We start from the raw sequence: 23,561 nt of genomic DNA, 5'->3' as shown, positions 1-23,561 counted from the left end.
CCCCGTAGGCTGGTCGGGCTATGACAAAGCCATCCCTTCCCGAGCTCCTGCACGCCGCCGTGACCGCCGTCGGCGGTACGGAACGGCCCGGCCAGGCCGCCATGGCCGAGGCCGTCGCCGAGGCTGTCGACGACCATTCCCATCTGCTCGTCCAGGCAGGTACCGGCACGGGCAAGTCCCTCGGCTACCTGGTGCCCGCGCTGGCACACGGGGAGCGAGTCGTGGTCGCCACGGCGACCCTGGCGCTGCAGCGCCAGCTCGTGGAGCGCGACCTTCCGCGTACGGTCGACGCGCTGCACCCGCTGCTGCGCCGCAGACCCCAGTTCGCGATGCTCAAGGGGCGTTCGAACTATCTCTGTCTGCACCGGCTTCACGAGGGGGTGCCGCAGGAAGAGGAGGAAGGGCTCTTCGACCAGTTCGAAGCGGCGGCGCCGTCGAGCAAGCTCGGACAGGACCTGCTGCGGCTGCGCGACTGGTCCGACGAGACCGAGACCGGCGACCGTGACGACCTCACTCCGGGCGTCTCCGACCGGGCCTGGGGGCAGGTCTCCGTCTCCTCCCGGGAGTGCCTGGGCGCCAGCAAGTGCGCGTACGGCGCGGAGTGCTTCGCGGAGATGGCCCGCGAGCGCGCCAAGCTCGCCGATGTCGTCGTCACCAATCACGCACTGCTCGCCATTGATGCGATCGAGGGCGCTCCGGTGCTCCCGCAGCACGAGGTGCTGATCGTCGACGAGGCCCATGAGCTGGTCTCCAGGGTCACCGGAGTGGCCACCGGAGAGCTCACCCCCGGTCAGGTGAACCGGGCGGTGCGCCGTGCGGCGAAGCTGGTCAACGAGAAGGCCGCCGACGCTCTGCAGACCGCGTCGGAGGGGTTCGAGCGGGTGATGGAGCTGGCGCTCCCCGGTCGCCTGGAAGAGGTCCCCGAGGACCTCGGCTACGCACTGATGGCGCTCCGCGACGCCGCGCGTACGGTGATCTCGGCACTGGGCTCCACCCGGGACAAATCCGTCCAGGACGAGGACGCCGTCCGCAAGCAGGCGCTCGCCTCGGTGGAGACGATCCACGGTGTTGCCGAGCGGATCACCCAGGGGTCCGAGTACGACGTCGTCTGGTACGAGCGCCACGACCGATTCGGCGCCTCCGTCCGCGTCGCACCCCTCTCCGTATCGGGCCTGCTGCGCGAGAAGCTGTTCTCCGAGCGCTCGGTCGTCCTCACTTCGGCCACGCTCAGGCTGGGCGGTGACTTCAACGGGGTGGGGGCGTCCTTGGGCCTGGCCCCCGAAGGCACCGCGGGTGAGGACATCCCGCAGTGGAAGGGCCTCGATGTCGGATCGCCCTTCGACTACCCCAGACAGGGCATCCTGTACGTCGCCAGGCACCTGGCCACGCCCGGCCGGGAAGGTTCCCGCACCGACATGCTGGACGAGCTCGCCGAACTGGTGGAGGCCGCCGGCGGGCGCACTCTCGGGCTGTTCTCCTCGATGCGGGCCGCCCAGGCCGCCGCAGAGGAACTGCGCGGCCGGCTCGACAAGCCGATCCTGCTCCAGGGCGAGGAGACGTTGGGCGAGCTGATCAAGAACTTCGCGGCCGACCCGGAGACCTGCCTCTTCGGCACGCTCTCGCTCTGGCAGGGAGTCGATGTCCCCGGGGCGAGCTGCCAGCTGGTGATCATGGACCGGATCCCGTTCCCCCGCCCCGACGACCCGCTGATGAGTGCACGCCAGAAGGCGGTGGAGGAGGCGGGCGGCAATGGGTTCATGGCTGTCGCAGCGACTCACGCTGCGCTGCTGATGGCCCAGGGCGCCGGCCGTCTCGTACGGGCCACGGGCGACAAAGGCGTGGTCGCCGTGCTCGACCCGAGGCTGGCCAATGCCCGCTACGGGAGCTACCTGCGGGCCTCGCTGCCGGACTTCTGGTACACGACGGACCGCAACCAGGCGCGGCGCTCACTTGCGGCCATCGACGCTGCTGCCAAGGCCGACGGGCAGTGATGCCGCCTCCGCCCGGGAGCGATGCCCTTCTTGGGTGAGGGCGATCAAGCCCCCGGAGGATGCGGCCGCTCGGACGCACAGGCGGGGCCCCGGGATCGGCGCAGTGGATCCCGGGGCCCGATTCGAACCTGCGATCTTCACACCCGCCGCAGCACCGCCACGACCTTGCCGAGGATGGTCGCCTCGTCGCCGGGGATCGGCTGGTACGCGGAGTTGTGCGGGAGCAGCCATACATGACCGTCCTCCCGCTTGAAGCGCTTGACCGTGGCCTCGCCGTCCAGCATCGCGGCCACGATGTCACCGTTCTCCGCGACGGGCTGACGGCGCACGGTGACCCAGTCCCCGTCACAGATGGCCGCCTCGATCATCGAGTCACCGACGACCTTCAGGACGAACAGCTCACCGTCCCCGACCAGCTGGCGGGGGAGAGGGAAGACGTCCTCGACGGATTCCTCGGCGAGGATCGGGCCGCCGGCTGCGATCCGGCCGACCAGTGGCACGTACGAAGCGGCGGGCTTGCCCGTCGTGTCGGTGGGCTGCGAGCTGGGCTGGTCCGAACCGCGGACCTCGTACGCCCGGGGGCGGTGGGGGTCGCGGCGCAGGAAGCCCTTGCGCTCCAGGGCCATCAGCTGATGGGCTACGGATGACGTACTGGACAGGCCCACCGCCTGACCGATCTCCCGCATCGAGGGCGGGTATCCCCGACGCTGCACGGAGTCCCGGATGACCTCGATCACTCGCCGCTGCCGGTCTGTGAGCCCCGAGCTGTCCGCACGGATTCCTGGAGGTCGACCAGGGAGCGAGCGCGCTGGGCGCACCGGCTCTGGTCCCTCCGTGTTCGTGACTGAGTCATTCATGGCATGCACCGGCTCGAGTCGGCTCTGGGAGCGGTCCTGGGCAGTGATGGTGGCACTGTCTGCGGTGGTGGTCACGTCGGCCCCTCTCGAATGTTCTCCCTAGCTGGACAACGGTAGTAGCTTTCGAAAGGTTGCGCCAAACACACGTTCGAGTGAAAAACGAATAAAAGTCTGTGCCCTGTTTGCCATGGGGTGTATGGGCAAGGCTCGGCCAGGCTTCTGCCGTGCGCGGGAAGGGTTCGGGGTGAGTCCGTGGCGACCCGCAATTCGGACCTTTACGGTAGCGTTCGCGGCCGCGCCGCCGCCGCGCGGGGTGGTCTTCCGGCTGCCGTCCCGGTCCGCACGGCAGCGCCCCGCGATCCGGACGGGCGCGCGTGTCCCGTAGCCTCGTTGTCGGTCGTACGCTGCCTGTGAGCCGCCCCGGACGCGCGACACGCACCAGGGCCGAATGTGCGACGAAACCCAAGATCTAGTGGTTGGATTGTTCCAGCTGCCCAGAAGTTGTGGTCTGAGTCGATCGAGGCCGCGACCATCGCTTATGCTTGTGGCTGCTTCGCGGGTCCCTGGCGGGACCTGGAGAGGCTATTCAGTCGTGCTGTGAAGGAGGGTTGGGAGCCATGCACTGCCCCTTCTGCAGGCACCCCGACAGCCGGGTCGTCGACAGTCGCACCACCGATGACGGCACGTCGATCCGCCGTCGCCGTCAGTGCCCCGACTGCTCCCGCCGTTTCACGACGGTGGAGACCTGCTCGCTGATGGTGGTGAAGCGCAGCGGAGTCACCGAACCCTTCAGTCGTACCAAGGTCATCTCCGGTGTGCGCAAGGCGTGCCAGGGGCGGCCCGTCACCGAGGACGCCCTCGCCATGCTCGGCCAGCGGGTCGAGGAAGCGGTGCGCGCCACCGGAAGTGCCGAGCTGACCACCCACGACGTGGGCCTGGCCATACTCGGCCCTCTGCAGGAACTCGACCTCGTCGCATACCTGCGCTTCGCGTCCGTGTACCGGGCGTTCGACACACTCGAAGACTTCGAGGCCGCCATCGCGGAACTCCGCGAGCGGCGGCCTCCCGTGGAGGGATGCGGGACCGGCGAGACCCTTGAGGTCCCCGTTCCCGCCGTCGCCGCCGACTGAGCGACACCGGCTGATCGACACGGTTCAGTGGATCAGCGGCAGGGCGGCTACAGAGACTTGCTCCGGGTGCTGTGCGCGGCGTCCGAAGCATCAGAGACAGACTGTGCCCCGGGAAGTTCTGGGCACTTCAGGGCGTTTTTGCCCACATATGGGAGGCGGCATGACAGAGACGGCGAGCGGCCCGGCACGAGGTTCCCGAGCCAAGGGATCCAAGTCGACTGCGACCAAGCAGGGCCTGCGTATCGAGCGCATCCACACCACCCCTGGCGTGCATCCGTACGACGAGGTGGCATGGGAGCGCCGTGACGTCGTCATGACCAACTGGCGCGACGGCTCGATCAACTTCGAGCAGCGTGGCGTCGAGTTCCCCGACTTCTGGTCGGTGAACGCGGTCAACATCGTCACCAGCAAGTACTTCCGGGGGGCCGTCGGCACGCCGCAGCGCGAGACCGGGCTGCGTCAGCTGATCGACCGGATCGTGAAGACGTACCGCAAGGCGGGCGAGGACTACCACTACTTCGCGTCCCCGGCCGACGCCGAGATCTTCGAGCACGAGCTGGCGTATGCCCTCCTGCACCAGATCTTCAGCTTCAACTCGCCGGTCTGGTTCAACGTCGGTACGCCCCAGCCGCAGCAGGTCTCCGCCTGCTTCATCCTGTCCGTCGACGACTCCATGGAGTCGATCCTCGACTGGTACAAGGAAGAGGGCATGATCTTCAAGGGCGGTTCCGGCGCCGGCCTGAACCTCTCCCGCATCCGCTCCTCCAAGGAGTTGCTGTCCTCCGGTGGCAACGCCTCCGGTCCCGTCTCCTTCATGCGTGGCGCCGACGCGTCCGCCGGAACGATCAAGTCCGGTGGCGCCACCCGTCGCGCGGCCAAGATGGTCATTCTCGACGTCGACCACCCCGACATCGAGAACTTCATCGAGACCAAGGTCAAGGAGGAGGAGAAGATCCGCGCCCTGCGCGACGCGGGCTTCGACATGGACCTGGGCGGCGACGACATCACGTCCGTCCAGTACCAGAACGCCAACAACTCGGTCCGTGTGAACGACGAGTTCATGAAGGCCGTCGAGTCCGGCGGCACGTTCGGGCTGCGTGCCCGGATGACCGGTGAAGTCATCGAAGAGGTCGAGGCCAAGTCCCTCTTCCGCAAGATGGCCGAGGCCGCCTGGGCCTGCGCCGACCCCGGCATCCAGTACGACGACACGATCAACCACTGGCACACCTGCCCGGAGTCCGGCCGGATCAACGGCTCGAACCCGTGCAGCGAGTACATGCACCTGGACAACACCTCGTGCAACCTCGCCTCGCTGAACCTGATGAAGTTCCTCAAGGACGACGGCAAGGGCAACCAGTCCTTCGAGTCCGAGCGCTTCGCCAAGGTCGTCGAGCTCGTCATCACCGCGATGGACATCTCCATCTGCTTCGCGGACTTCCCGACCCAGAAGATCGGCGAGAACACCCGCGCCTTCCGTCAGCTGGGCATCGGTTACGCCAACCTCGGCGCCCTGCTGATGGCGACCGGTCACGCCTACGACAGCGACGGCGGCCGCGCCCTCGCCGGCGCGATCACGTCGCTGATGACCGGCACCTCGTACAAGCGCTCCGCCGAGCTCGCCGCGGTCGTCGGCCCGTACGACGGCTACGCGCGCAACGCCGAGCCGCACCAGCGCGTCATGAAGCAGCACGCCGACGCCAACGCCACGGCCGTCCACGTGGACGACCTGGACAACTCGATCTGGGCCGCCGCCACGGAGGCCTGGCAGGACGTCATCCGCCTCGGCGCGAAGAACGGTTTCCGCAACGCGCAGGCCTCGGTCATCGCGCCCACCGGCACCATCGGTCTCGCGATGTCCTGCGACACCACCGGCCTCGAGCCCGACCTCGCCCTGGTCAAGTTCAAGAAGCTGGTCGGCGGCGGCTCGATGCAGATCGTCAACGGCACCGTCCCGCAGGCCCTGCGCCGCCTGGGCTACCAGGAGGAGCAGATCGAGGCGATCGTCGCCCACATCGCCGAGCACGGCAATGTGATCGACGCCCCCGGCCTGAAGGACGAGCACTACGAGGTCTTCGACTGCGCGATGGGCGAGCGTTCCATCTCCGCGATGGGCCACGTGCGCATGATGGCCGCCATCCAGCCGTGGATCTCCGGCGCGCTCTCCAAGACGGTGAACCTGCCGGAGACGGCCACCGTCGAGGACGTCGAAGAGGTCTACTTCGAGGCGTGGAAGATGGGCGTCAAGGCGCTCGCGATCTACCGCGACAACTGCAAGGTCGGTCAGCCCCTCTCCGCCAAGACCAAGGAGAAGGAGAAGGCCGAGGTCACCGCCAAGGCCGAGGAGACCATCCGTACGGCGGTCGAGAAGGTCGTCGAGTACCGCCCGGTCCGCAAGCGTCTCCCCAAGGGCCGTCCCGGCATCACCACCTCCTTCACGGTGGGCGGCGCCGAGGGCTACATGACCGCCAACTCCTACCCGGACGACGGTCTCGGTGAGGTCTTCCTGAAGATGTCCAAGCAGGGCTCCACCCTCGCGGGCATGATGGACGCCTTCTCCATCGCCGTCTCGGTCGGTCTGCAGTACGGCGTCCCGCTGGAGACGTACGTCTCGAAGTTCACCAACATGCGCTTCGAGCCCGCCGGCATGACGGACGACCCGGACGTGCGGATGGCGCAGTCGATCGTCGACTACATCTTCCGCCGCCTGGCGCTGGACTTCCTGCCGTTCGAGACCCGCTCGGCGCTCGGCATCCACTCCGCCGAGGAGCGTCAGCGTCACCTCGACACCGGTTCGTACGAGCCGTCCCTCGAGGACGAGGAGCTCGACGTCGAGAGCCTGGTCCAGTCCGTCCCGCTGCGCACGGAGCCGCTGAAGGCCGTGGCTTCCCCGGTGGAGGCCGAGAAGCCCGCACCGAGGACGGCGCACACCTCGGCGGAGCTCGTCGAGATGCAGCTGGGCATCAGTGCGGACGCGCCGCTGTGCTTCTCCTGCGGTACGAAGATGCAGCGCGCCGGGTCCTGCTACATCTGCGAGGGCTGCGGCTCGACCAGCGGCTGCAGCTGATCCTGGACGCCGTCCAGGAGTGAGTCACCCGGTCAGGGCGGCGGAGCCGATTGTCGGCTCCGCCGCCCTGGCGGTTTTCGGTGCCCGGTGTCGTGCCTGGTGCAACGGCTTGCCGGGCGCCCGTCCGGCTGATCGGCTCTCCGCCCTGCTGCGCGCCGAAGCATCACGCTCCGGGGGCGCGGCTTCCCATGGCTGCGGCGAAGGAAACGGGATCACCGTCGAAGCCCCGGACCGTTTCGTGGAACTCCCAGCCGCCCGAGCCGTCCCGGACGAATTCGGCGACCGTCGCCGCCGTGGCGCCACCGACTGCGGAGAAGTCGTCCTCCGCCAGATTCGTGTAGCCCTCACGAATCTGCACGCCGGCGTTGGCTATGTCCTCGAAGGTCCTCCGGCCGTTCCGCTGCTGAATGACGACCCCGATGACGACCCGGGCGTAGACGGCCGACAGCCGGTTCAGCTCCAGAGTCATCACCTCGTCGAAACCGAGGCCCTGACCGGTCCTGCTGTCGCGGTTCAGCATGATGGTGCCGTCCGGCGATCGGCTGTCGAAGTGCACGAGATACGCAGGGCCGCCGTACGGCTCGTCCGCCGGGTAGGTGGCCGCGATGATGTCCAGGTCATGGGCGGGGGCACCCGGGGGACTCGGGTCCCATTTGAGCCTGACTTCGACCTTCTCGATGTCCTTGTTGGGCGTGCTCATCGGGTTTCCCTCCGTGCCACTGGGCCGTCGGACCGGTCGTACCACCCGATCATGTCCGCAACGCCCCCTGGATCCAACCGGCTTGGTCACGGGGGGCGGAATCGGGCCACTGTCGGTTCCGGCGCAGTTCAGTGCGGGATGCGGCGCGGCGGACGCGGTCCGGTCCCTTCGAGGGACGGCTCGATCGCGTTGCTGACCCGGCGCAGGACGTAGGCGTGCGCGATACGGTCGAGATGCAGACGGAGAAGGCGCCAGGGCAGGCGCCGTCGCGTTCCGGGGCAGCGATGTTCTCCAGGACGCGTACGTGACGTGCTTCGTGGCAGGCGTCGATTCCGAAGCCGATGGAGACAACCATGTGCTCCGTTACGTCGATGTGCCCGCGTTCGGACGTACTCCGCCGGAGCGTGACCCACGCCACGTTCTGCGCCGTACGATGGCGCGGTGCTGGTCAAGTGGATTCGCTGCACCGTGGTGGACCGCCGCGGTTTCGAGCGGGGGCAGCGAAAGTGGTCGGGGCTTCTCGGTGAGCCGGGGTTCAGGGGACAGGGGGGTGGCTGGAGCCGGGGGCGGCCGGAGGTTGCCCACGTGTTCGCGTTCTGGGAGAACCGGGTCTTCTACGACTCCTTCATGGCGCGTGCGCACGACGGGTTGGCTGCCGCGCAGTCCGGAACGTACGGCGATATCCAGGTCAAGCTCTTCGACCACCGATTCGATGTGAAGACGGGCTTCGAGCCGCGCTTCACCGATGCGGATGTGGTCAGGGTCGCGCACAGCAGGGTGTACGGGGACCGCGTCGATCATTTCGCCCTGATGCAGGAGAGGGTGTGGAATCCGGCGATGGCCGGATCTCCCGGCATGCTGCGAGGCGTGTTCGGCGAAGCGCCGGGGCACGAGTTCCTGGTGCTGTCGATGTGGCAGTCCAGCGCCGAGCGCGGCAAGTACCGGCCGGGAAGCATCGAGAGGTTGTCGCAGCGGGCGCAGACCGACGAGGATGTCGCGGCACTGGAGGGGGACGTCGTGCAGCTCGAGCCGTCCTGGACGGTGTGATCCGCCGGAGCCCCGGCGCGAATGCGGCCTGCAGCACCGCTTCACCGGCGACATACGGCGGCCGGAGGTCCGGACAACTGCTCGAATGGGCCGGAATCGATCTAGGGTCTGTACATGGCACGACCGCAGCGCATTGTCCTCGTCCGGCACGGCGAGTCCGAGGGCAATGCCGATGACACGGTGTACGAACGCGAGCCCGACCATGCATTGAGACTCACCTCGGCGGGGTTGCGGCAGGCCAGGGAGACGGGGGTACGGCTGCGCGACCTCTTCGGTGAGGAACGTGTCAGCGTGTACGTCTCGCCGTACCGCCGCACGCACGAGACGTTCAGGTCGCTCGGGCTCGACCTGGAGCGCGTGCGGGTGCGCGAGGAACCGCGGTTGCGCGAGCAGGACTGGGGGAACTGGCAGGACCGCGAGGACGTGAGACTGCAGAAGGCCTATCGGGATGCCTACGGGCACTTCTTCTACCGCTTCGCGCAGGGGGAGTCCGGCGCCGATGTGTACGACCGGGTCGGGGCATTTCTGGAGAGCCTGCACCGGAGTTTCGAGGACCCCGACCACCCGCCCAATGTTCTGCTGGTCACCCACGGGCTGACGATGCGGTTGTTCTGCATGCGGTGGTTCCACTGGTCGGTCGCCGAATTCGAGTCACTGTCCAACCCGGGCAACGGAGAGACGCGGACGCTGATGCTCGGCGGCGACGGGCGCTACACACTTGACCGGCCGTTCGAGCGGTGGCGTACCCCTGAGCCGTACGGCATCACCGGATAGAGTGGAGAGGCGATGACCGTTGACTCCGCTTCCGCCCAACGCTTCGAACGCGCCCTGGCCAGCCTGCGGGGGCTGTCCGTGGGGGACGCCTTGGGCTCCCAGTTCTTTGTGCCCGCCAACTATCCGCTTCTGAAGCAGCGCGCACTGCCGTCCGGACCCTGGCAGTGGACCGATGACACGGAGATGGCCTGCTCGGTCCTGGCCGTGCTCGTGGGGCACGACCGCATCGACCAGGACGCGCTCGCCCACTCGTTCGCGGATCATCACGACTTCGACCGCGGATACGGCCCTGCCGTGAACCGGCTGCTGCGGCTGGTCCGGGAGGGCGGCGACTGGCGTGAGCTGGCATCCGCGCTGTTCCAGGGCCAGGGCTCCTGGGGCAATGGTTCGGCCATGCGCATCGCACCCCTCGGCGCCTGGTACGCAGACGACCCCGAGCAGGCCACGCACCAGGCCGAGATCTCCTCGTACACCACGCATCAGCACCGGGAGGCGGTCGTGGGAGCGATGGCCGTGGCAGCGGCCGCCGCGCTCGCCGCCGCGCCCGGCGGGCCGCCGACGCCGACCGATCTCCTCGACGGGGTCGTCGCTCTCGTGCCGCGCAGCGCAGTGGGGGCCGGGCTGCGCCGGGCGCGCGACATGCTCGACTACAGCGATGCCGGGACCGTGGCGGCCGTCCTCGGCAACGGCCGTCGTACGAGTGCACATGACACCGTGCCCTTCGCCCTCTGGTCCGCGGCGCGGAGCCTCGGCGACTTCGAGCAGGCGTTCTGGCTGACCGCCCAGGCCGGTGGCGATGTCGACACGACCTGCGCCATCGTCGGCGGGGTCATCGCAGCGGGCAAGGCGGGTGCCCCGCCGGCCGACTGGTCGGCACGGACGGAAGAGCTGCCGGGGTGGCTTCCCCGGCCGGGTCTCGGCTGACGCGTTCCGACTGTCACGGTACTGATACAGCCCTTTCCCGACCGTCTGCGGCAGAAAGCAGCGGGCTACTCTTTCGGCCACGCCGCCGCCCATGATCACGGCGTTGGGCGTGCGCCGAATGAGAGCCGAGGCGCTCACGCTGCTCAGAGTCGTGTGGGCACAGCTCGGTGGGAGGGGTCCCATGTCCGAACACACGTCAGAGCCACCCCGGCAGCCGGAGGCGCCTCAGCCGTCCCGCGTGCCGGAGCCGCCCCAGGTCCCCGCATACGCGCAGCAGGGGTGGCAACAACCGCAATCCCCCAATCCCTGGCAGAGCGGTGCTCGGAAGGCCGGTACGGTCGCGCGGCTGCGCCCGGCCGGGCCGGCCGCCATCCGCGGTGCCACGCTCTGGTCGGCAGTCGCCACCGCGCTCCTCAGCGCGCTGCTGCTGGGCGACGGTCTCGGCCCGAACCTGCTGATCGTGGCGGTCCCCGCGGCACTTGCGGCCTTCTTCGCCGCTCAGGCCGCCGGCCGGCGGCTCCGGCCCTGGACCGCCGTCTGGGGGGTCGGCGGTCTGGCACTTCTCGCCGTCCCTGCGCTCCGGGACGCGGGTTGGCCCACCTTCCTCGCCGTGGTGTCGGCTGTCGCACTCGGCTCGCTCGCTCTGCACGGCGGACGCAGCTGGCTCGGCGTGTTCCTCGGTTCGGTGGGCCTGTTCTCCTCGGTCGCCGAAGGGCTGAAATGGGGCGGGCGAGGCGCTCGCGCCCGTATGGCGGGGTCCCGCGACCGGTGGGGTGTCGCCTTCCGGTCCACCGCGGTGGCCGTTGTGCTGCTCATCGTGTTCGGAGCGCTCTTCGCCAGCGCGGATGCCGCGTTCGCCGATGTGCTCGGCAGTCTGATCCCGGATGTATCGCTGGGCGACGGCCCCTGGCGACTCTTCCTCTTCGTGGTCGGTCTGGTCGGTGCGCTCGCCGCCGCCCACACCGCCGCAGCCCCGGTGCGCTGGGACCGCATCACCGTGCGCGCCGGCACGGCCCGCGGCCGTCTGGAATGGGCACTTCCGCTCATCGTGCTGAATCTGCTCTTCGCCGTCTTCCTCGCCATCCAGCTCACCGTGCTGCTCGGCGGATACGACAAGGTGATGGCCGAGACCGATCTCAGCTACTCCGCATACGCCCGCCAGGGTTTCTGGCAGCTGCTGTGGGCAACGCTGCTCACCCTCCTGGTGATAGCGCTCGCTCTTCGCTGGGCCCCGCGCGGCGCTCCCCGCGACCGCACTCTCGTCAGGTCCGTTCTCGGCGTGCTGTGCCTGCTCACCCTCGTGGTGGTGGCTTCCGCGCTGCGGCGCATGGACCTGTACGTCGATGCGTACGGCCTGACCCGGCTGCGCATATCCGTGGCCGCGGTGGAGCTGTGGCTGGGTGTGGTGCTGGTGCTGATCATGGCTGCGGGTGTGTTCGGCGCCCGGCTGCTGCCACGCGCCGTGGCGGCGAGCGCGGCCGTCGGCGTGCTCGCGTTCGGCCTGGTCTCGCCCGACGGGCTGATCGCTGAACAGAACGTTCAGCGCTTCCGCAACGATCACGCGATCGACGTCGACTACCTGCGCGGCCTCTCGGCCGACGCCGTACCGGCTCTCGACACACTGCCCGAACCGCTGCGGTCCTGTGCCCTCGGCGAGATCCAGAAGACGCTGCGTGCGTCCGAAGCGCCTTGGTACGCCTCCAGTTGGAGCGAGGCGCGGGCGCGGGACATCCTGGAGAGCCGGAGTGCAAGCGCGCGGTACACGGACTGCGCAGGCCTGGGGAGGGGGGAGAACGGCAGCGATCGAGGTGATGACGGCGACGATCCCTACGACCCCTACGACCCGTACTGATCGAGACCGCCGAGTCGGCCCCGGCGACCGGGGCAGGTGCAGGCCGTACCCCTGTGGACGGCCTGCACCTGTGCCGGTGCGTGTGTTTCCGCCTGCGCGTACCGGCGCCTGCGCCGGCGTACGGCGTTACGCTCCGGGTCCACCCGCGGACGCCCGGCCGCTCAGCGCGTCCAGATCGCTCTTGCGCACCCGGATCACCAGCACCGCGGTGAGCAGGGCGAGAGCGGCCATGGCCACCGCTGCCGTGAACGCCGTCGAAATGCCCTGGACGAGCACCTCGTGACCCCAAGGCGCGGGCAGCTCGTGCGACTTGGCGAATGCAGCCTGCTGCTCCGGCGTGGCCTGTGCCATGAACGATGGGATCTGCTTCTCCGCTTCGTTCCGGCTCGCTGTCCCGAACACGGTCACCAGAATGGACAGCCCCAGCGAACCGCCCACCTGCTGGCTGGCATTGAGCAGCCCGGATGCCGCACCGGCCTCGTGCTGCGCAACCCCGGAGACGGCGGTCAGCGTCAGCGTGACGAAGTTCAGACCCATGCCGAAGCCGAACAGGAGCATCGGGCCCAGCACCCCGCTCACATAGGAGCTGTCGGGCGAGATGAACGTCTGCCAGAAGAGGCCGGTTCCGGTGAGTGCCGAGCCGGTGATCATGAACGGCTTGGGGCCCAGCACCGGCAGCAGCCGCTGCGACAGCCCCGCGCCCGCGATGATCGCGACCGTCACGGGCAGGAAGGCCAGACCTGCTGCGATCGGGCTGTAGCCCAGGACGTTCTGCACGAACAGCACGATGAAGAAGAACATGCCGAGCATGGCGGCGGCCAGGCTGAGCATGACGAGGTACGTCCCCGACCGGTTGCGGTCGGCGAACAGCCGCAGAGGGGTGATCGGTTCCTTCGCACGCATCTCGATGAGTACGAATGCGGCGAGGAGTATCACCGCGGCGGCGAAGGACCCCAGAGTGAGGGAGTCCCGCCAGCCCTCCTCGGAGGCCCGGATGAATCCGTACACCAGTGAGGCCATGCCGAGGGTCGAGGCCAGCGCGCCCGAGACGTCGAAGCGGCCGGGATGTCTCTGGGACTCGGTTATGTAGAGGGGGGCCAGTACCGCGATCAGCACACCGATCGGTACGTTGACGAAGAAGACCCAACGCCAGTCGAGCCATTCGGTGAGCATTCCGCCGGCCAGCAGGCCGATGGCGCCGCCGCCTGCCGAGACGGCGGCAAAGACTCCGAACGCGCGGTTCCGCTCGGGGCCTTCGGGGAACGTGGTGGTGATGAGGGCCAGTGATGTCGGTGAGGCGATGGCCCCGCCGACGCCCTGGAGGGCCCGGGCGGCGAGCAACTGCCAGGGCTCCTGGGCCAGTCCGCCCAGCAGGGAAGCAAGGGTGAAGACCAGGATTCCGGTGATGAAGATCCGGCGGCGGCCGAGGATGTCACCGGCCCGGCCGCCGAGCAGGAGCAGGCCGCCGAAGGTCAGCGTGTAGGCGCTGAGCACCCAGGACAGATCGGTGGTGGAGAAACTGAGCGCGTCCTGGATATGCGGCAGCGCGATGTTGACGATCGTGGCGTCCAGCACAACCATCAACTGACATGCGGCGATGACCGTGAGAGCGATCCCCCGTCGCCCCTGCCGTCGGGCCGCGCCCGGCGGAGTCTGTGCTTCTAACTGAGAGGTTGTCACTATGGATCCCCCACAAGTGAATTAGTGAACGGAAGCGTTCACTGTCTTGGCAACGGTAGTGAGTCCCCGTCAGTGAACGCAAGCGTTCACTGAAGCTGCCGCCGCCGGGCTGCCGACGGAATCGCCCGGGCGGGTCCGCCCGGTCCGGCACCGATCGGTTTCGATATGTCACGTTCCGCCCGGATGTTCTGAGTTCGCCTTGACGTCCTGGCCCGTCCCGATGGAGAGAAGCTGATGGTTACCTCGCACTCGGAGGCCGCCGCCCGGCCGCCGATGGCGTCGCTGCGCCGCCGCGGGCCCGTACTGGAACGCGCGATCCTCGATGCCGCCCTGGAACAGCTGAGCACGGTGGGCTGGAACGGGCTGACCATGGAGGGCGTCGCCGCCGGGGCCCAGACAGGGAAGGCCGCGGTCTACCGGCGATGGCCCTCGAAGGAGGATCTGGTGGTCGACGCGTTGCAGGCGGCACTGCCGCCGCTCGCCGAGGCGCCCGACTTCGGCAGCGTGCGCGAGGATCTCTACCAGCTCTGCCGGAGGCTGCGCGACGCGATGTTCTCGAAGCCCGGATGTGCGCTGCGCTCCGTACTTCACGAATGCGACGCACACACCGCAGAGCGGTTCCAGTCGGTGATCCTCAAAGGAGTGATCCAGCCGTCCACCGCGCTCTTCCGGGAGGTCGTCGACCGGGGAATCGGGCGGGGCGATGTCCGCACCGATGCGACGGACGCGCTGACCCTCGAAGTGATTCCCGCGATGATGATGTACCGCAGCAAGGTGTGCGGCAGCGAATGGCCGGATGGGGAGATCGCCGAAATGATCGATCGGGTCGCGGTGCCGCTGTTCCGTACCTCCGGCACCTGAGTGCCACGGCCGGCGGCCGGTCCGTGGACGCTTCGTCGGCGCAGCGTCACCGGCGGAAAGCGTCCGGCGCCCCGGGGTGTTCTCGGCGTTCCCGTCGGCGTACCCTGGCTGGCGCCATGCCGTACGAACCACCCACGCACACCGTCGAGCGCTCACTGCGCGCTACCACTGGTGCCAAGACCGTCGCCGGTGTCGACGAGGTCGGTCGCGGAGCGTGGGCGGGACCGGTCACCGTGTGTGCGGCCGTCACCGGCCTCCGCAAACCTCCCGCCGGGCTCACCGACTCCAAGCTGATCAGCCCCAAGCGCCGCGCCGAACTGGCGCCGCTGCTCGAGGACTGGGTCACCGCCTTCGGTCTCGGAGACGCCTCGCCGCAGGAGATCGACGACCTGGGGATGACCGCGGCCCTGCGCCTCGCGGCTGTGCGCGCCCTCGAAGCGCTGCCCGTGCGCCCCGACGCGGTGATACTCGACGGCAAACACGACTACCTGGGAGAGCCCTGGACGGTCAGGACCGTCATCAAGGGCGACCAGTCCTGTATCGCGGTCGCGGCCGCCTCGGTGATTGCGAAGGTCCGCAGAGACGCGAGGATGGCCGAACTGGGTGCGGAATCGGGGGAGTACGCAGACTTCGCCTTCGACGCCAACGCCGGCTACCCGTCCCCCGTGCACAAGGCTGCGCTGGAGGCACTGGGGCCCACGCCCTACCACCGCCTCTCGTGGTCCTACCTCGACGCGCTGCCCCGGTGGCAGCACTTGAAGAGGGTTCGCATCTCCGCCGAGGCGGCTGCACTGGAAAGCGGGGGCCAGCTCGGCTTCGACTTCTGATCGCGCATTTGTACCCACCCGCTGACGCTCACGGCGCCGGCGTTTGATAGACAACCACTCATGCCTCTCATCCCCGAGGAGCCTCAGATTCACGAGAGCGCCCAGGGTCCTCGCGTCACGCCGGCCGCCGGCCGCACCGCGCCGACCCCCCGTCCCGTACCCGGTCCGCGTTCCGCGGCCACACCGCGCCCCGGTCGTCCGGGCCCCGGTCCCGCACGGCCCGCGCCCCCGGCGCAGCGTCCGCACACCACGTCCGGTCAGGCTCCTGCGGTCCGCTCGCACGAGCGTTCCACGCCGCAGATCCAGCTGATCCCGGCCTCGGCCGGCGGTGCACTCGACGCCGCGGACGAGGCGGTGGACCTGCTGCTGGACTCCGGACGTGCACCGGGCGACATCCTGGTGCTCACCACCGGTGAGCACCACCCGTGGGCGACCCACGAACTCTCCTTCGGAGAGGCCGCCTACTGGGCCCAGCACGACGCCGGCGACGACGTCTTCTTCGCCGGCGCCGCGGCCGGCGACCGGGTGAAGGCCCGTCCCGTGGTGATCGTCGCGCTCAACGGCGACGCCGATGACGCCGCAGCCCGTGCGCTGCCCCTCGCGCTGGAGCGCGCCGGAGCGCTGTTGATCGTCTGCGGTGACCCGCAGCGGATCAACACCGTGCTCGGCGTCGGCGTCTGAGCCGGACGGCACGCACGGCCGTGGTGACCCGGCTGCCCGACAGGGCGGCCGGGCCCACGCCCCGGATCAGCGGGCCGCGGTACGTCGCAGCGGCTCCACGGTGCCGCCGGCGGTGCGCAGGGGGTACGGATCGTGCTCCACAACCGTGTCGGCGAGTGCGGAGGGCGCAGACGTGGAGCTGGGCCGACGGCCACCGCGGCCCTCGCCCAGCACCTGCCATCCGCCATGGGTCAGCGTGATGTACGCGCCGCACCGCAGGCCGTGCAGCGTGCAAGCGTCTCGCAGACCCCACATCCAGGCCCCGTCCTCCTCCGTCCACCGCTCGTCCCCGTCACGGCAGTAGAGCAGTACCGCGGTCCGGACGGGTGTGCGGCGACGCAGATCGTGCGGGATGACCCGGCGCAGATTCGACAGCAGTGCGTTGCGGAACTCCCAGCCGTCCGCGGCGACGGAGCGACGGGCGAACGACGCACTGGCCGTCAGGCGTTCCTCATGGTCGAGCACGGCGACGACAGCGGTCGCCGGGGTCGGCCGGTGCCGGGCGTGCAGTCCGCTGACGACTTCGCGGGGGCTGCGCAGCAAGGGTATGCCCGCAGCGGCCCACTCGGCCGGTTCCAGCATTCTGGCAAGGCGGTTGGCGGAGTCGGCGGACACCGACGACGCCATCGAAGTGGCTGCGGACGGAGCGAATCCGAAGGTCACGGTCCTCCCTTCGCATACGCGCCCACGATGCGGGCAGGGTTGGGTGGGGGCGCACCGCGGCACAGCCCTTCCGGGCCGCGAAGGGACCGTGCGGGGAGCGAGTTCAATTCTCCCTGGCGTATCGGCAGGCGGCAACGAGCAATTGGCGAGGCTGACGGGAATCAGCCGGAATGACACGGATATCCCTGCCCACATCCTGGACGGGTGACGCTCCCTGTCACGCCTGAACAGCGAGGACCAGCGGAAACACCCCCTCCGCCCCTGCCCGGCGCAGCAGCAGGGATGCCACGGCCGGCGTCCAGCCGGTGTCCGGGAGATCGTCCACGAGCAGCGGGCCCCTTGCCGCCGCCAACGCCTCGGCCGGCTCGCGCTCCACGACGAGCGCCTCGTGCAGAGCCCGTACCCGCCGGGCGCTGCTGGTCTGCGAGATCCGCACCTCGGCCGATCGGGGGCACCGAACCGGGAAGGCATGCACATCCCGGGCCACATCGGGGCCCTGGCCTGTCCGAACGTGTCGATCGGGGACGGTCGTGGCCGAGCACTCCGTTCCGGCCGTCCTCGATCGGTGTGGTGCCGGTGGACGGCTTGCGAGCCGGTTGTCACGCTGGGTGAGTTGGCTGATTGTCCTTGCCATCGGGTTCCATGGGGGCATGGACAACCTGGAGCTCCGCACCGAAGCCGACGCCATCCTTGCCGAGCTGGTCGGTGACCCCGGTGGTTCGGCTCGGCTGCGGGAGGACCAGTGGCAGGCGGTGGCGGCGTTGGTGGAGGAGCGCCGGCGTGCGCTGGTGGTGCAGCGCACCGGCTGGGGCAAGTCGGCGGTGTACTTCGTCGCCACCGCTCTGCTGCGTCGGCGTGGCGCAGGCCCGACGGTGATCATCTCGCCGCTGCTGGCGCTGATGCGCAACCAGGTCGAGTCGGCGGCGCGGGCCGGCATCCAGGCGCGCACCATCAACTCTGCCAACCCGGAGGAGTGGGACACCATCTACGGGGAGGTCGAGCGCGGCGAGACCGACGTTCTCCTCGTAAGTCCGGAACGCCTCAATTCTGTGGACTTCCGCGAGCAGGTGCTGCCCAAGCTCGCGGCCACGACCGGCCTGCTGGTGGTCGACGAGGCGCACTGCATCTCCGACTGGGGCCACGACTTCCGCCCCGACTACCGCCGGCTGCGGGCGATGCTCGCCGAGCTTGCTCCCGGTGTGCCGGTGCTGGCCACCACCGCGACCGCCAACGCGCGGGTCACCGCGGACGTGGCCGAGCAACTGGGTACCGGTGCCGGCGAGGCCCTGGTGCTGCGCGGCCCGCTGGAAAGGGAAAGCCTGCGCCTGGGCGTGGTCCAGCTGCCGGACGCCGCGCACCGCCTGGCCTGGCTCGCCGAGCACCTGGACGAGCTGCCGGGCTCCGGGATCATCTACGCCCTCACCGTCGCGGCAGCCGAGGAGGCCACCGCCTTCCTGCGGCAGCGCGGCTTCACGGTGGCCTCCTACACGGGGCGCACGGAGAACGCCGACAGGCTGCAGGCCGAGGTCGACCTGCAGGAGAACCGGGTCAAGGCGCTGGTAGCGACGTCGGCTCTGGGCATGGGCTTCGACAAGCCGGACCTGGGCTTCGTGGTTCATCTCGGCTCGCCGTCCTCGCCGATCGCGTACTACCAGCAGGTGGGGCGGGCAGGACGCGGGGTGGACCACGCCGATGTGCTGTTGCTGCCCGGCAAGGAGGACGAGGCGATCTGGCGCTACTTCGCCGATACTGCCTTCCCGCCCGAGGCACAGGTTCGTCAGACCCTCTCGGCTCTCGCCGATGCGGGACGGCCGCTGTCCGTGCCGGCCCTGGAGGCGGTGGTGGATCTTCGGCGCACCCGGCTGGAGACGATGCTGAAGGTTCTTGACGTGGACGGGGCGGTCAAGCGGGTGAAGGGTGGCTGGACGAGCACGGGGCAGCCCTGGGTGTACGACACGGAGCGGTACACGTGGGTGGCCCAGCAGCGGACGGCCGAGCAACAGGCCATGCGCGAATACGTGAGCACGTCCGGGTGCCGGATGAAGTTCCTGCGTCAGCAGCTGGACGACGAGGGGGCGGCCCCGTGCGGCCGCTGCGACAACTGCGCGGGTGCCTGGATCGAATTCTCGGTTTCTGTCGAGGCGCTGACGGGGGCGGCAAAGGAACTGGATCGCCCGGGTGTCGAGGTTGAGCCGCGCCGCATGTGGCCGACGGGGATGCCCGCCCTGGGCATCGACCTCAAGGGCCGGATTCCGGCCGGCGAGCAGTGCTCCACCGGGCGCGCCCTGGGCCGGCTGTCGGACATCGGCTGGGGTAACCGCCTGCGTCCGCTGCTGGCTGAGAACGCGCCCGACGGGCCGGTCCCGGACGATGTCCTGCGGGCCGCGGTGGCCGTCCTTGCCGACTGGGCGCGCTCTCGGGGTGGCTGGGCGTCCCACGCCGCGGAAGCCTCTGCGCGGCCGGTGGGAATCGTCGCTGTGCCATCCCTGAGCCGTCCGCAGCTGGTCGGCTCCCTCGCCGAGGGAATCGCGACCGTCGGCCGGCTCCCCTTCCTGGGCAGCCTGACGTACACCGGGCTGAGCGGCGCGCACGCGGTGCGTCGCAGCAATTCGGCCCAACGCCTCAGGGCGCTTTCCGGCTCCTTCACTGTCTCCGGAGAGCTGGCCGGTGCCCTGGCCGGTTCTCCTGGACCCGTGCTGCTCGTGGACGATTACACAGACTCCGGCTGGACTCTCGCAGTTGCTGCCCGCCTGCTCCGCCAGGCAGGCAGCGAACAGGTGCTTCCCATGGTCCTCGCAGCAGCAGGTTGAGCCTTCGCGGTTCTGCGAACGTTTCTTGTTCGATGGTCCGTCGGTGATGGCGTGTCGAGGTCGAGCATGTGCCGGTGGACGGTCAGCAGCGGGTTACTGTGCTCGGCCTCGGCACGGGTGAGAGCTGGCGTGGGGTGTCAGCCGTCCGTGGCTTGCCGGTCGGGCTGTCGCGCCGCCCACAGGCCGCGCACGTGGCCGATATGGCGGGTCATGACCTCGCGCACGGCCTTCTCGTCGCGGGCGATCAGGGCGTCGAGGAGTTCGAGGTGCTCCTGGGCCGAGGCAAGCAGGCGGCCCGCCTCGACGAGGGCGGTGAGGCCGTAGAGGCGGGCGCGTTTGCGGAGGTCGCCGACGACGGCGACCAGGTGGGCGTTGCCCGCGAGGGCGAGCAGGCTCAGATGGAAGCGTGTGTCGGCCTCGACGTAGGCGACGAGGTCGCCGGCTGCCGCGGCGGTGACGATCTCGCGGGCGGCCGGGCGCAGCGCCTCCAGCGAGACCAGGTCGGCGGTCCGGGCCAGGGCCACCACGGTGGGGATCTCGATGAGGGCGCGGATGTGGGTGTATTCGTCGAGCTGCTGGTCGGAGACCGCGGTGACCCGGAAGCCCTTGTTGGGGACGGTGTCGACCAGGCCCTCTTTGGCCAGGTCCAGCATGGCCTCGCGTACCGGGGTCGCCGAGACGCCGAAGCGGGCGGCGAGTGTCGGCGCGGAGTACACCTCGCCGGGGAGCAGTTCACCGGCGATCAGCGCTGCCCGCAGTGCGTCGGCGACCCGCTCGCGGTAGCTGCTCTTCTTGCCGCCGAGTGTGGGCAGGGCGGGAGCGGGGGAGGGCGAGCGGCTGGGCTGGGCGGCGGCCATGGTGGAGACTCCTCGTACGGGCGGGGTGTGGACAACGCAGTCCGCAAGCCTGAGGCGGCATATGCAATGTCACGTATCACCAGTATCTATGCAGCGGAGAGGATCGTTGCCGTCCGGGGCCGGGTGCAGAAGTCCAGGGTTGCCCTGTCCTGTTGTGCGGGCCGTGGCTGGACGCCTTCGCGCCGCCGAAAGGCGGGCGGAAGGCGAGGGCGGGCGCGGCCTTCCGGGCGGGGACACTGAGCGGGAAATTCCACGGGGTGATCAGTCCGGCGATGCCGTGCGGGGCGCGGCGGGTGAACAGCAGCCCGGCTCCGGCGGCCGGCTCGTGGACGGAGGCGACCGGGTCGTACGGCTGCTGCGCTTGCACCGAGGCGCGCGGCGAGATCGCGCGGTCGCAGGTTCGCCGGCCCCGCGCATGACGAGGGCAGCGAGCGCGCTCCCGGCCCGCTCCACCCGTCCGGCCGCGGCGTGCAGGGCGGCGGGCCGGACGGGTCGCGCCGCTCTGCGCCCACAGGCGGGAGGCGGCACGGGCGCGGTCGACGGTGGCGAGTACGTCGCGGTGCGCGACCGTGCGGTTATCGGGGAGGATCTCGTCGGGGTGGGCGAGGTCGTGGACGACGACGGGGGTCATGGTGTCCTTCAGGAGCCCGTGGGGACGAGCCCGGGGCCGGCGGCGGTCGCGGAGCCGGGCTCCCGGGATTCAGAGGATGAATCCGGCAGGGAAGGGGTCGGTGGGGTCGAGCAGGTACTGGGCGGTGCCGGTGATCCAGGCGCGGCCGGTGAAGCTGGGCAGCACGGCGGGGATGCCCGCGACCTCGGTGGTGCCGAGGAGGCGGCCGGTGAACCGGGTCCCGATGAAGGACTCGTTCACGAACTCGGTGTTCAGGGGGAGTTCGCCGCGCGCGTGCAGTTGGGCCATGCGCGCGCTTGTGCCGGTGCCGCAGGGCGAGCGGTCGAACCAGCCCGGGTGGATCGCCATTGCGTGCCGGGAGTGGAGGACCGTTGCGCCGGGGGCGACCAGGTGGACGTGATGACAGCCGCGGATGGACGGGTCCTCGGGGTGGACGGGCTCCTCCTCGGCGTTGATCGCCTCCATGAGGGACAGGCCGGCCTTGAGGATGTCGTCCTTGCGGAGGCGGTCGAAGGGCAGCCCGAACTCCTCCAGCGGCAGGATGGCGTAGAAGTTGCCGCCATATGCGAGGTCGTATGTCACCGTCCGCCCGTCGGCGAGGGTGATTTTGCGATCGAGAGCGATGGAAAAGGACGGCACGTTCTTGAGGGTGACGTTGATTGCCTTCCCGTCCTCCACTGCGACCTCGGCGACGACGAGGCCGGCCGGGGTGTCGAGCCTGATCGTGGTGACCGGCTCGACGACCTCGACCATGCCGGTCTCGACGAGCACGGTCGCCACGCCGATCGTGCCGTGCCCGCACATCGGTAGATAGCCGGAGACCTCGATGTAGACGACACCCCAGTCGCAGTCGGGGCGGGTGGGCGGCTGGAGGATGGCGCCGCTCATCGCGGAGTGGCCACGCGGTTCGTTCATCAGGAACTGCTTGATGTCGTCGCGGTGCTCACGGAAGTACAGCCGCCGCTCGTTCATGGTCGCGCCGGGAATGGCCCCGATTCCGCCGGTGATCACGCGGGTCGGCATGCCCTCGGTGTGCGAGTCGACGGCGTGCAGGACGAGTTTGCTGCGCATGGCCGGAGCGTCTCCCTTGTGTCGGTGCTGCTGCGGTGAATGGCGTTGCGGGGGAACCGTGGGTGAGCCGGGGTGGCCACGGGGCGACAAGGCCGTGAGGGGCGCCGCGCGGCCACCTGGTTGTCGGGCCGTCCGCACACGGCCCGGGGCGCCGACCGTGGTGACGGCCGGCGCGCGGTTCAGGCGAGACCGTCCGCGACGGCCTTCTCGGTGGCCGCGCGGATGGCGTCCTCCTGCTCAGGCAGCAGCGGGACGCGCGGCGGGCGACATGCGCCACCGTGGCGGCCGACGATGTCCATGGACAGCTTGATGGCCTGCACGAATTCGACCTTGGAGTCCCAGCGCAGCAGCGAGTGCAACTGTTCGTACAGCCTCCTGGCGGTGGCCAGGTCCCCGCCGACCGCCGCGCGGTACAGCCCGACGGTGGCGGTCGGCAGGGCATTCGGGTAGCCGGCCACCCAGCCCTTGGCGCCCGCGATCGCGAGCTCCAGCAACACGTCGTCGGCGCCGACCAACAGGTCGAGTTCGGGGGCGAGTTCGGTGATCCGATAGGCGCGGCGGACGTCACCGGAGAACTCCTTGACCCCGTGGATGTATCCCTCGCCGTGCAGCTTCGCCAGCAGTTCGGGCACGAGGTCGACCTTGGTGTCGATCGGGTTGTTGTACGCCACGACCGGCACGCCCGCCTTGGCGACCTCGGCGTAGTGGGCGATGACCGAACGCGCGTCGGCGCGGTAGGCGTTGGGCGGCAGCAGCATCACGGACTCACAACCGGCGTCCCGGGCCTGCTCGGCCCAGCGGCGGGCCTCGGCGGAGCCGTAGGCGGCGACGCCGGGCATGACGCGCGCGCCACCGATGGTGGCCACGGCGGTTTCGACGACCTTGGCGCGCTCCTCGGGGGTGAGTACCTGGTATTCGCCGAGCGAGCCGTTCGGTACGACGCCGTCGCAGCCGCTCTCGACCAGCCAGGCACAGTGCTCGGCGTACTTGTCGTAGTTGACGGAGAGGTCGTCGTTGAGCGGGAGCGCGGTGGCGACGAGGACACCGTGCCAGGGGCGGCGGTGCGGCGTGGTGGTCATCAGAACTCCTCCAGATAGCGTGT

General features: G+C 69.6%; 19 protein-coding genes and 1 pseudogene. 11 read left to right on the top strand and 9 right to left on the bottom strand.

Annotated features, from left to right (window positions below):
* The first annotated feature begins 20 nt into the window (after positions 1 to 20).
* Complete coding sequence (locus OG878_RS11380) at positions 21 to 1,991, top strand: ATP-dependent DNA helicase (RefSeq protein WP_328886676.1); 1,971 nt, start codon at positions 21 to 23, stop codon at positions 1,989 to 1,991.
* 137 nt (positions 1,992 to 2,128) lie between these two features.
* Here OG878_RS11380 and lexA read toward each other — a convergent pair whose 3' ends face one another.
* A complete protein-coding gene (gene lexA, locus OG878_RS11375; protein WP_093898912.1) occupies positions 2,129 to 2,923 on the bottom strand; it encodes a transcriptional repressor LexA in 795 nt (264 codons plus the stop codon).
* Between the two features lie 542 nt (positions 2,924 to 3,465).
* On the opposite strand from lexA, the gene nrdR reads away from it, so the two are divergent.
* Complete coding sequence (gene nrdR / locus OG878_RS11370; RefSeq protein ID WP_277328761.1) at positions 3,466 to 3,978, top strand: transcriptional regulator NrdR; 513 nt, start codon at positions 3,466 to 3,468, stop codon at positions 3,976 to 3,978.
* 160 nt (positions 3,979 to 4,138) lie between these two features.
* Positions 4,139 to 7,042 (top strand): vitamin B12-dependent ribonucleotide reductase, encoded by a 2,904-nt coding sequence (locus OG878_RS11365; RefSeq protein ID WP_328886675.1) that lies wholly within the window; start codon positions 4,139 to 4,141, stop codon positions 7,040 to 7,042.
* 163 nt (positions 7,043 to 7,205) lie between these two features.
* On the opposite strand, the gene OG878_RS11360 is transcribed toward OG878_RS11365, so the two are convergent.
* Positions 7,206 to 7,742: a TerD family protein gene (locus OG878_RS11360; RefSeq protein WP_328886674.1), complete on the bottom strand. Its 537-nt coding sequence runs from the start codon at positions 7,740 to 7,742 to the stop codon at positions 7,206 to 7,208.
* 441 nt (positions 7,743 to 8,183) lie between these two features.
* Here OG878_RS11360 and OG878_RS11355 point away from each other — a divergent pair, with 441 nt between their 5' ends.
* The 4 genes from OG878_RS11355 to OG878_RS11340 all read left to right on the top strand — a co-directional run bounded on the left by OG878_RS11355 (position 8,184) and on the right by OG878_RS11340 (position 12,339).
* Positions 8,184 to 8,789, top strand: a complete 606-nt coding sequence (locus OG878_RS11355; protein WP_328886673.1) for a YdbC family protein — start codon at positions 8,184 to 8,186, stop codon at positions 8,787 to 8,789.
* Between the two features lie 114 nt (positions 8,790 to 8,903).
* Complete coding sequence (locus OG878_RS11350; protein ID WP_328886672.1) at positions 8,904 to 9,563, top strand: histidine phosphatase family protein; 660 nt, start codon at positions 8,904 to 8,906, stop codon at positions 9,561 to 9,563.
* Positions 9,564 to 9,575: 12 nt separating this feature from the next.
* Entirely contained in the window at positions 9,576 to 10,487 is a 912-nt protein-coding gene (locus OG878_RS11345) for an ADP-ribosylglycohydrolase family protein (protein WP_328886671.1), read from the top strand.
* 181 nt (positions 10,488 to 10,668) lie between these two features.
* On the top strand, positions 10,669 to 12,339 hold the full coding sequence (locus OG878_RS11340; protein WP_328886670.1) for a DUF4153 domain-containing protein: 1,671 nt from the start codon (positions 10,669 to 10,671) through the stop codon (positions 12,337 to 12,339).
* Between the two features lie 126 nt (positions 12,340 to 12,465).
* Here the strand turns inward: OG878_RS11340 and OG878_RS11335 are convergent, their stop codons facing one another.
* On the bottom strand, positions 12,466 to 14,019 hold the full coding sequence (locus OG878_RS11335) for an MFS transporter (RefSeq protein WP_328886669.1): 1,554 nt from the start codon (positions 14,017 to 14,019) through the stop codon (positions 12,466 to 12,468).
* A 234-nt stretch (positions 14,020 to 14,253) separates the two neighbouring features.
* Between OG878_RS11335 and OG878_RS11330 the strand changes: the two genes are divergently transcribed.
* The 3 genes from OG878_RS11330 to OG878_RS11320 all read left to right on the top strand — a co-directional run bounded on the left by OG878_RS11330 (position 14,254) and on the right by OG878_RS11320 (position 16,388).
* Entirely contained in the window at positions 14,254 to 14,880 is a 627-nt protein-coding gene (locus OG878_RS11330) for a TetR/AcrR family transcriptional regulator (RefSeq protein WP_328886668.1), read from the top strand.
* Between the two features lie 116 nt (positions 14,881 to 14,996).
* Positions 14,997 to 15,707, top strand: coding sequence for a ribonuclease HII (locus OG878_RS11325; RefSeq protein ID WP_328886667.1), 711 nt, complete (start codon positions 14,997 to 14,999; stop codon positions 15,705 to 15,707).
* Positions 15,708 to 15,767: 60 nt separating this feature from the next.
* The gene (locus OG878_RS11320) at positions 15,768 to 16,388 is read left to right on the top strand and encodes a hypothetical protein (RefSeq protein ID WP_328886666.1); all 621 of its coding nucleotides are present in this window, start codon (positions 15,768 to 15,770) and stop codon (positions 16,386 to 16,388) included.
* A gap of 66 nt (positions 16,389 to 16,454) precedes the next feature.
* Here the strand turns inward: OG878_RS11320 and OG878_RS11315 are convergent, their stop codons facing one another.
* Together OG878_RS11315 and OG878_RS11310 are read right to left on the bottom strand one after the other, a co-directional pair.
* Positions 16,455 to 17,090, bottom strand: a complete 636-nt coding sequence (locus OG878_RS11315) for a hypothetical protein (protein ID WP_328886665.1) — start codon at positions 17,088 to 17,090, stop codon at positions 16,455 to 16,457.
* 217 nt (positions 17,091 to 17,307) lie between these two features.
* Positions 17,308 to 17,526: pseudogene (locus tag OG878_RS11310) on the bottom strand (hypothetical protein); the annotation flags it as partial.
* A 214-nt stretch (positions 17,527 to 17,740) separates the two neighbouring features.
* Here OG878_RS11310 and OG878_RS11305 point away from each other — a divergent pair.
* Entirely contained in the window at positions 17,741 to 19,900 is a 2,160-nt protein-coding gene (locus OG878_RS11305; RefSeq protein WP_328886664.1) for a RecQ family ATP-dependent DNA helicase, read from the top strand.
* A gap of 137 nt (positions 19,901 to 20,037) precedes the next feature.
* Here OG878_RS11305 and OG878_RS11300 read toward each other — a convergent pair whose 3' ends face one another.
* The 4 genes from OG878_RS11300 to OG878_RS11285 form a co-directional block, all read right to left on the bottom strand.
* Positions 20,038 to 20,757 carry a GntR family transcriptional regulator gene (locus tag OG878_RS11300; protein ID WP_328886663.1) on the bottom strand — a complete coding sequence of 240 codons (720 nt, stop codon included), beginning with the start codon at positions 20,755 to 20,757 and terminating at the stop codon, positions 20,038 to 20,040.
* 76 nt (positions 20,758 to 20,833) lie between these two features.
* On the bottom strand, positions 20,834 to 21,388 hold the full coding sequence (locus tag OG878_RS11295; protein WP_328886662.1) for an aldehyde dehydrogenase family protein: 555 nt from the start codon (positions 21,386 to 21,388) through the stop codon (positions 20,834 to 20,836).
* A gap of 69 nt (positions 21,389 to 21,457) precedes the next feature.
* On the bottom strand, positions 21,458 to 22,459 hold the full coding sequence (locus OG878_RS11290; protein WP_328886661.1) for a proline racemase family protein: 1,002 nt from the start codon (positions 22,457 to 22,459) through the stop codon (positions 21,458 to 21,460).
* A gap of 179 nt (positions 22,460 to 22,638) precedes the next feature.
* The gene (locus OG878_RS11285) at positions 22,639 to 23,538 is read right to left on the bottom strand and encodes a dihydrodipicolinate synthase family protein (protein ID WP_328886660.1); all 900 of its coding nucleotides are present in this window, start codon (positions 23,536 to 23,538) and stop codon (positions 22,639 to 22,641) included.
* Positions 23,539 to 23,561 lie beyond the last annotated feature (23 nt).

It is taken from the genome of Streptomyces sp. NBC_00316 (assembly GCF_036158715.1).
GTDB lineage: Bacteria > Actinomycetota > Actinomycetes > Streptomycetales > Streptomycetaceae > Streptomyces.
Note: the sequence above shows the minus strand (reverse complement) of the source record. Positions and strands in the feature narration are given on the sequence as shown.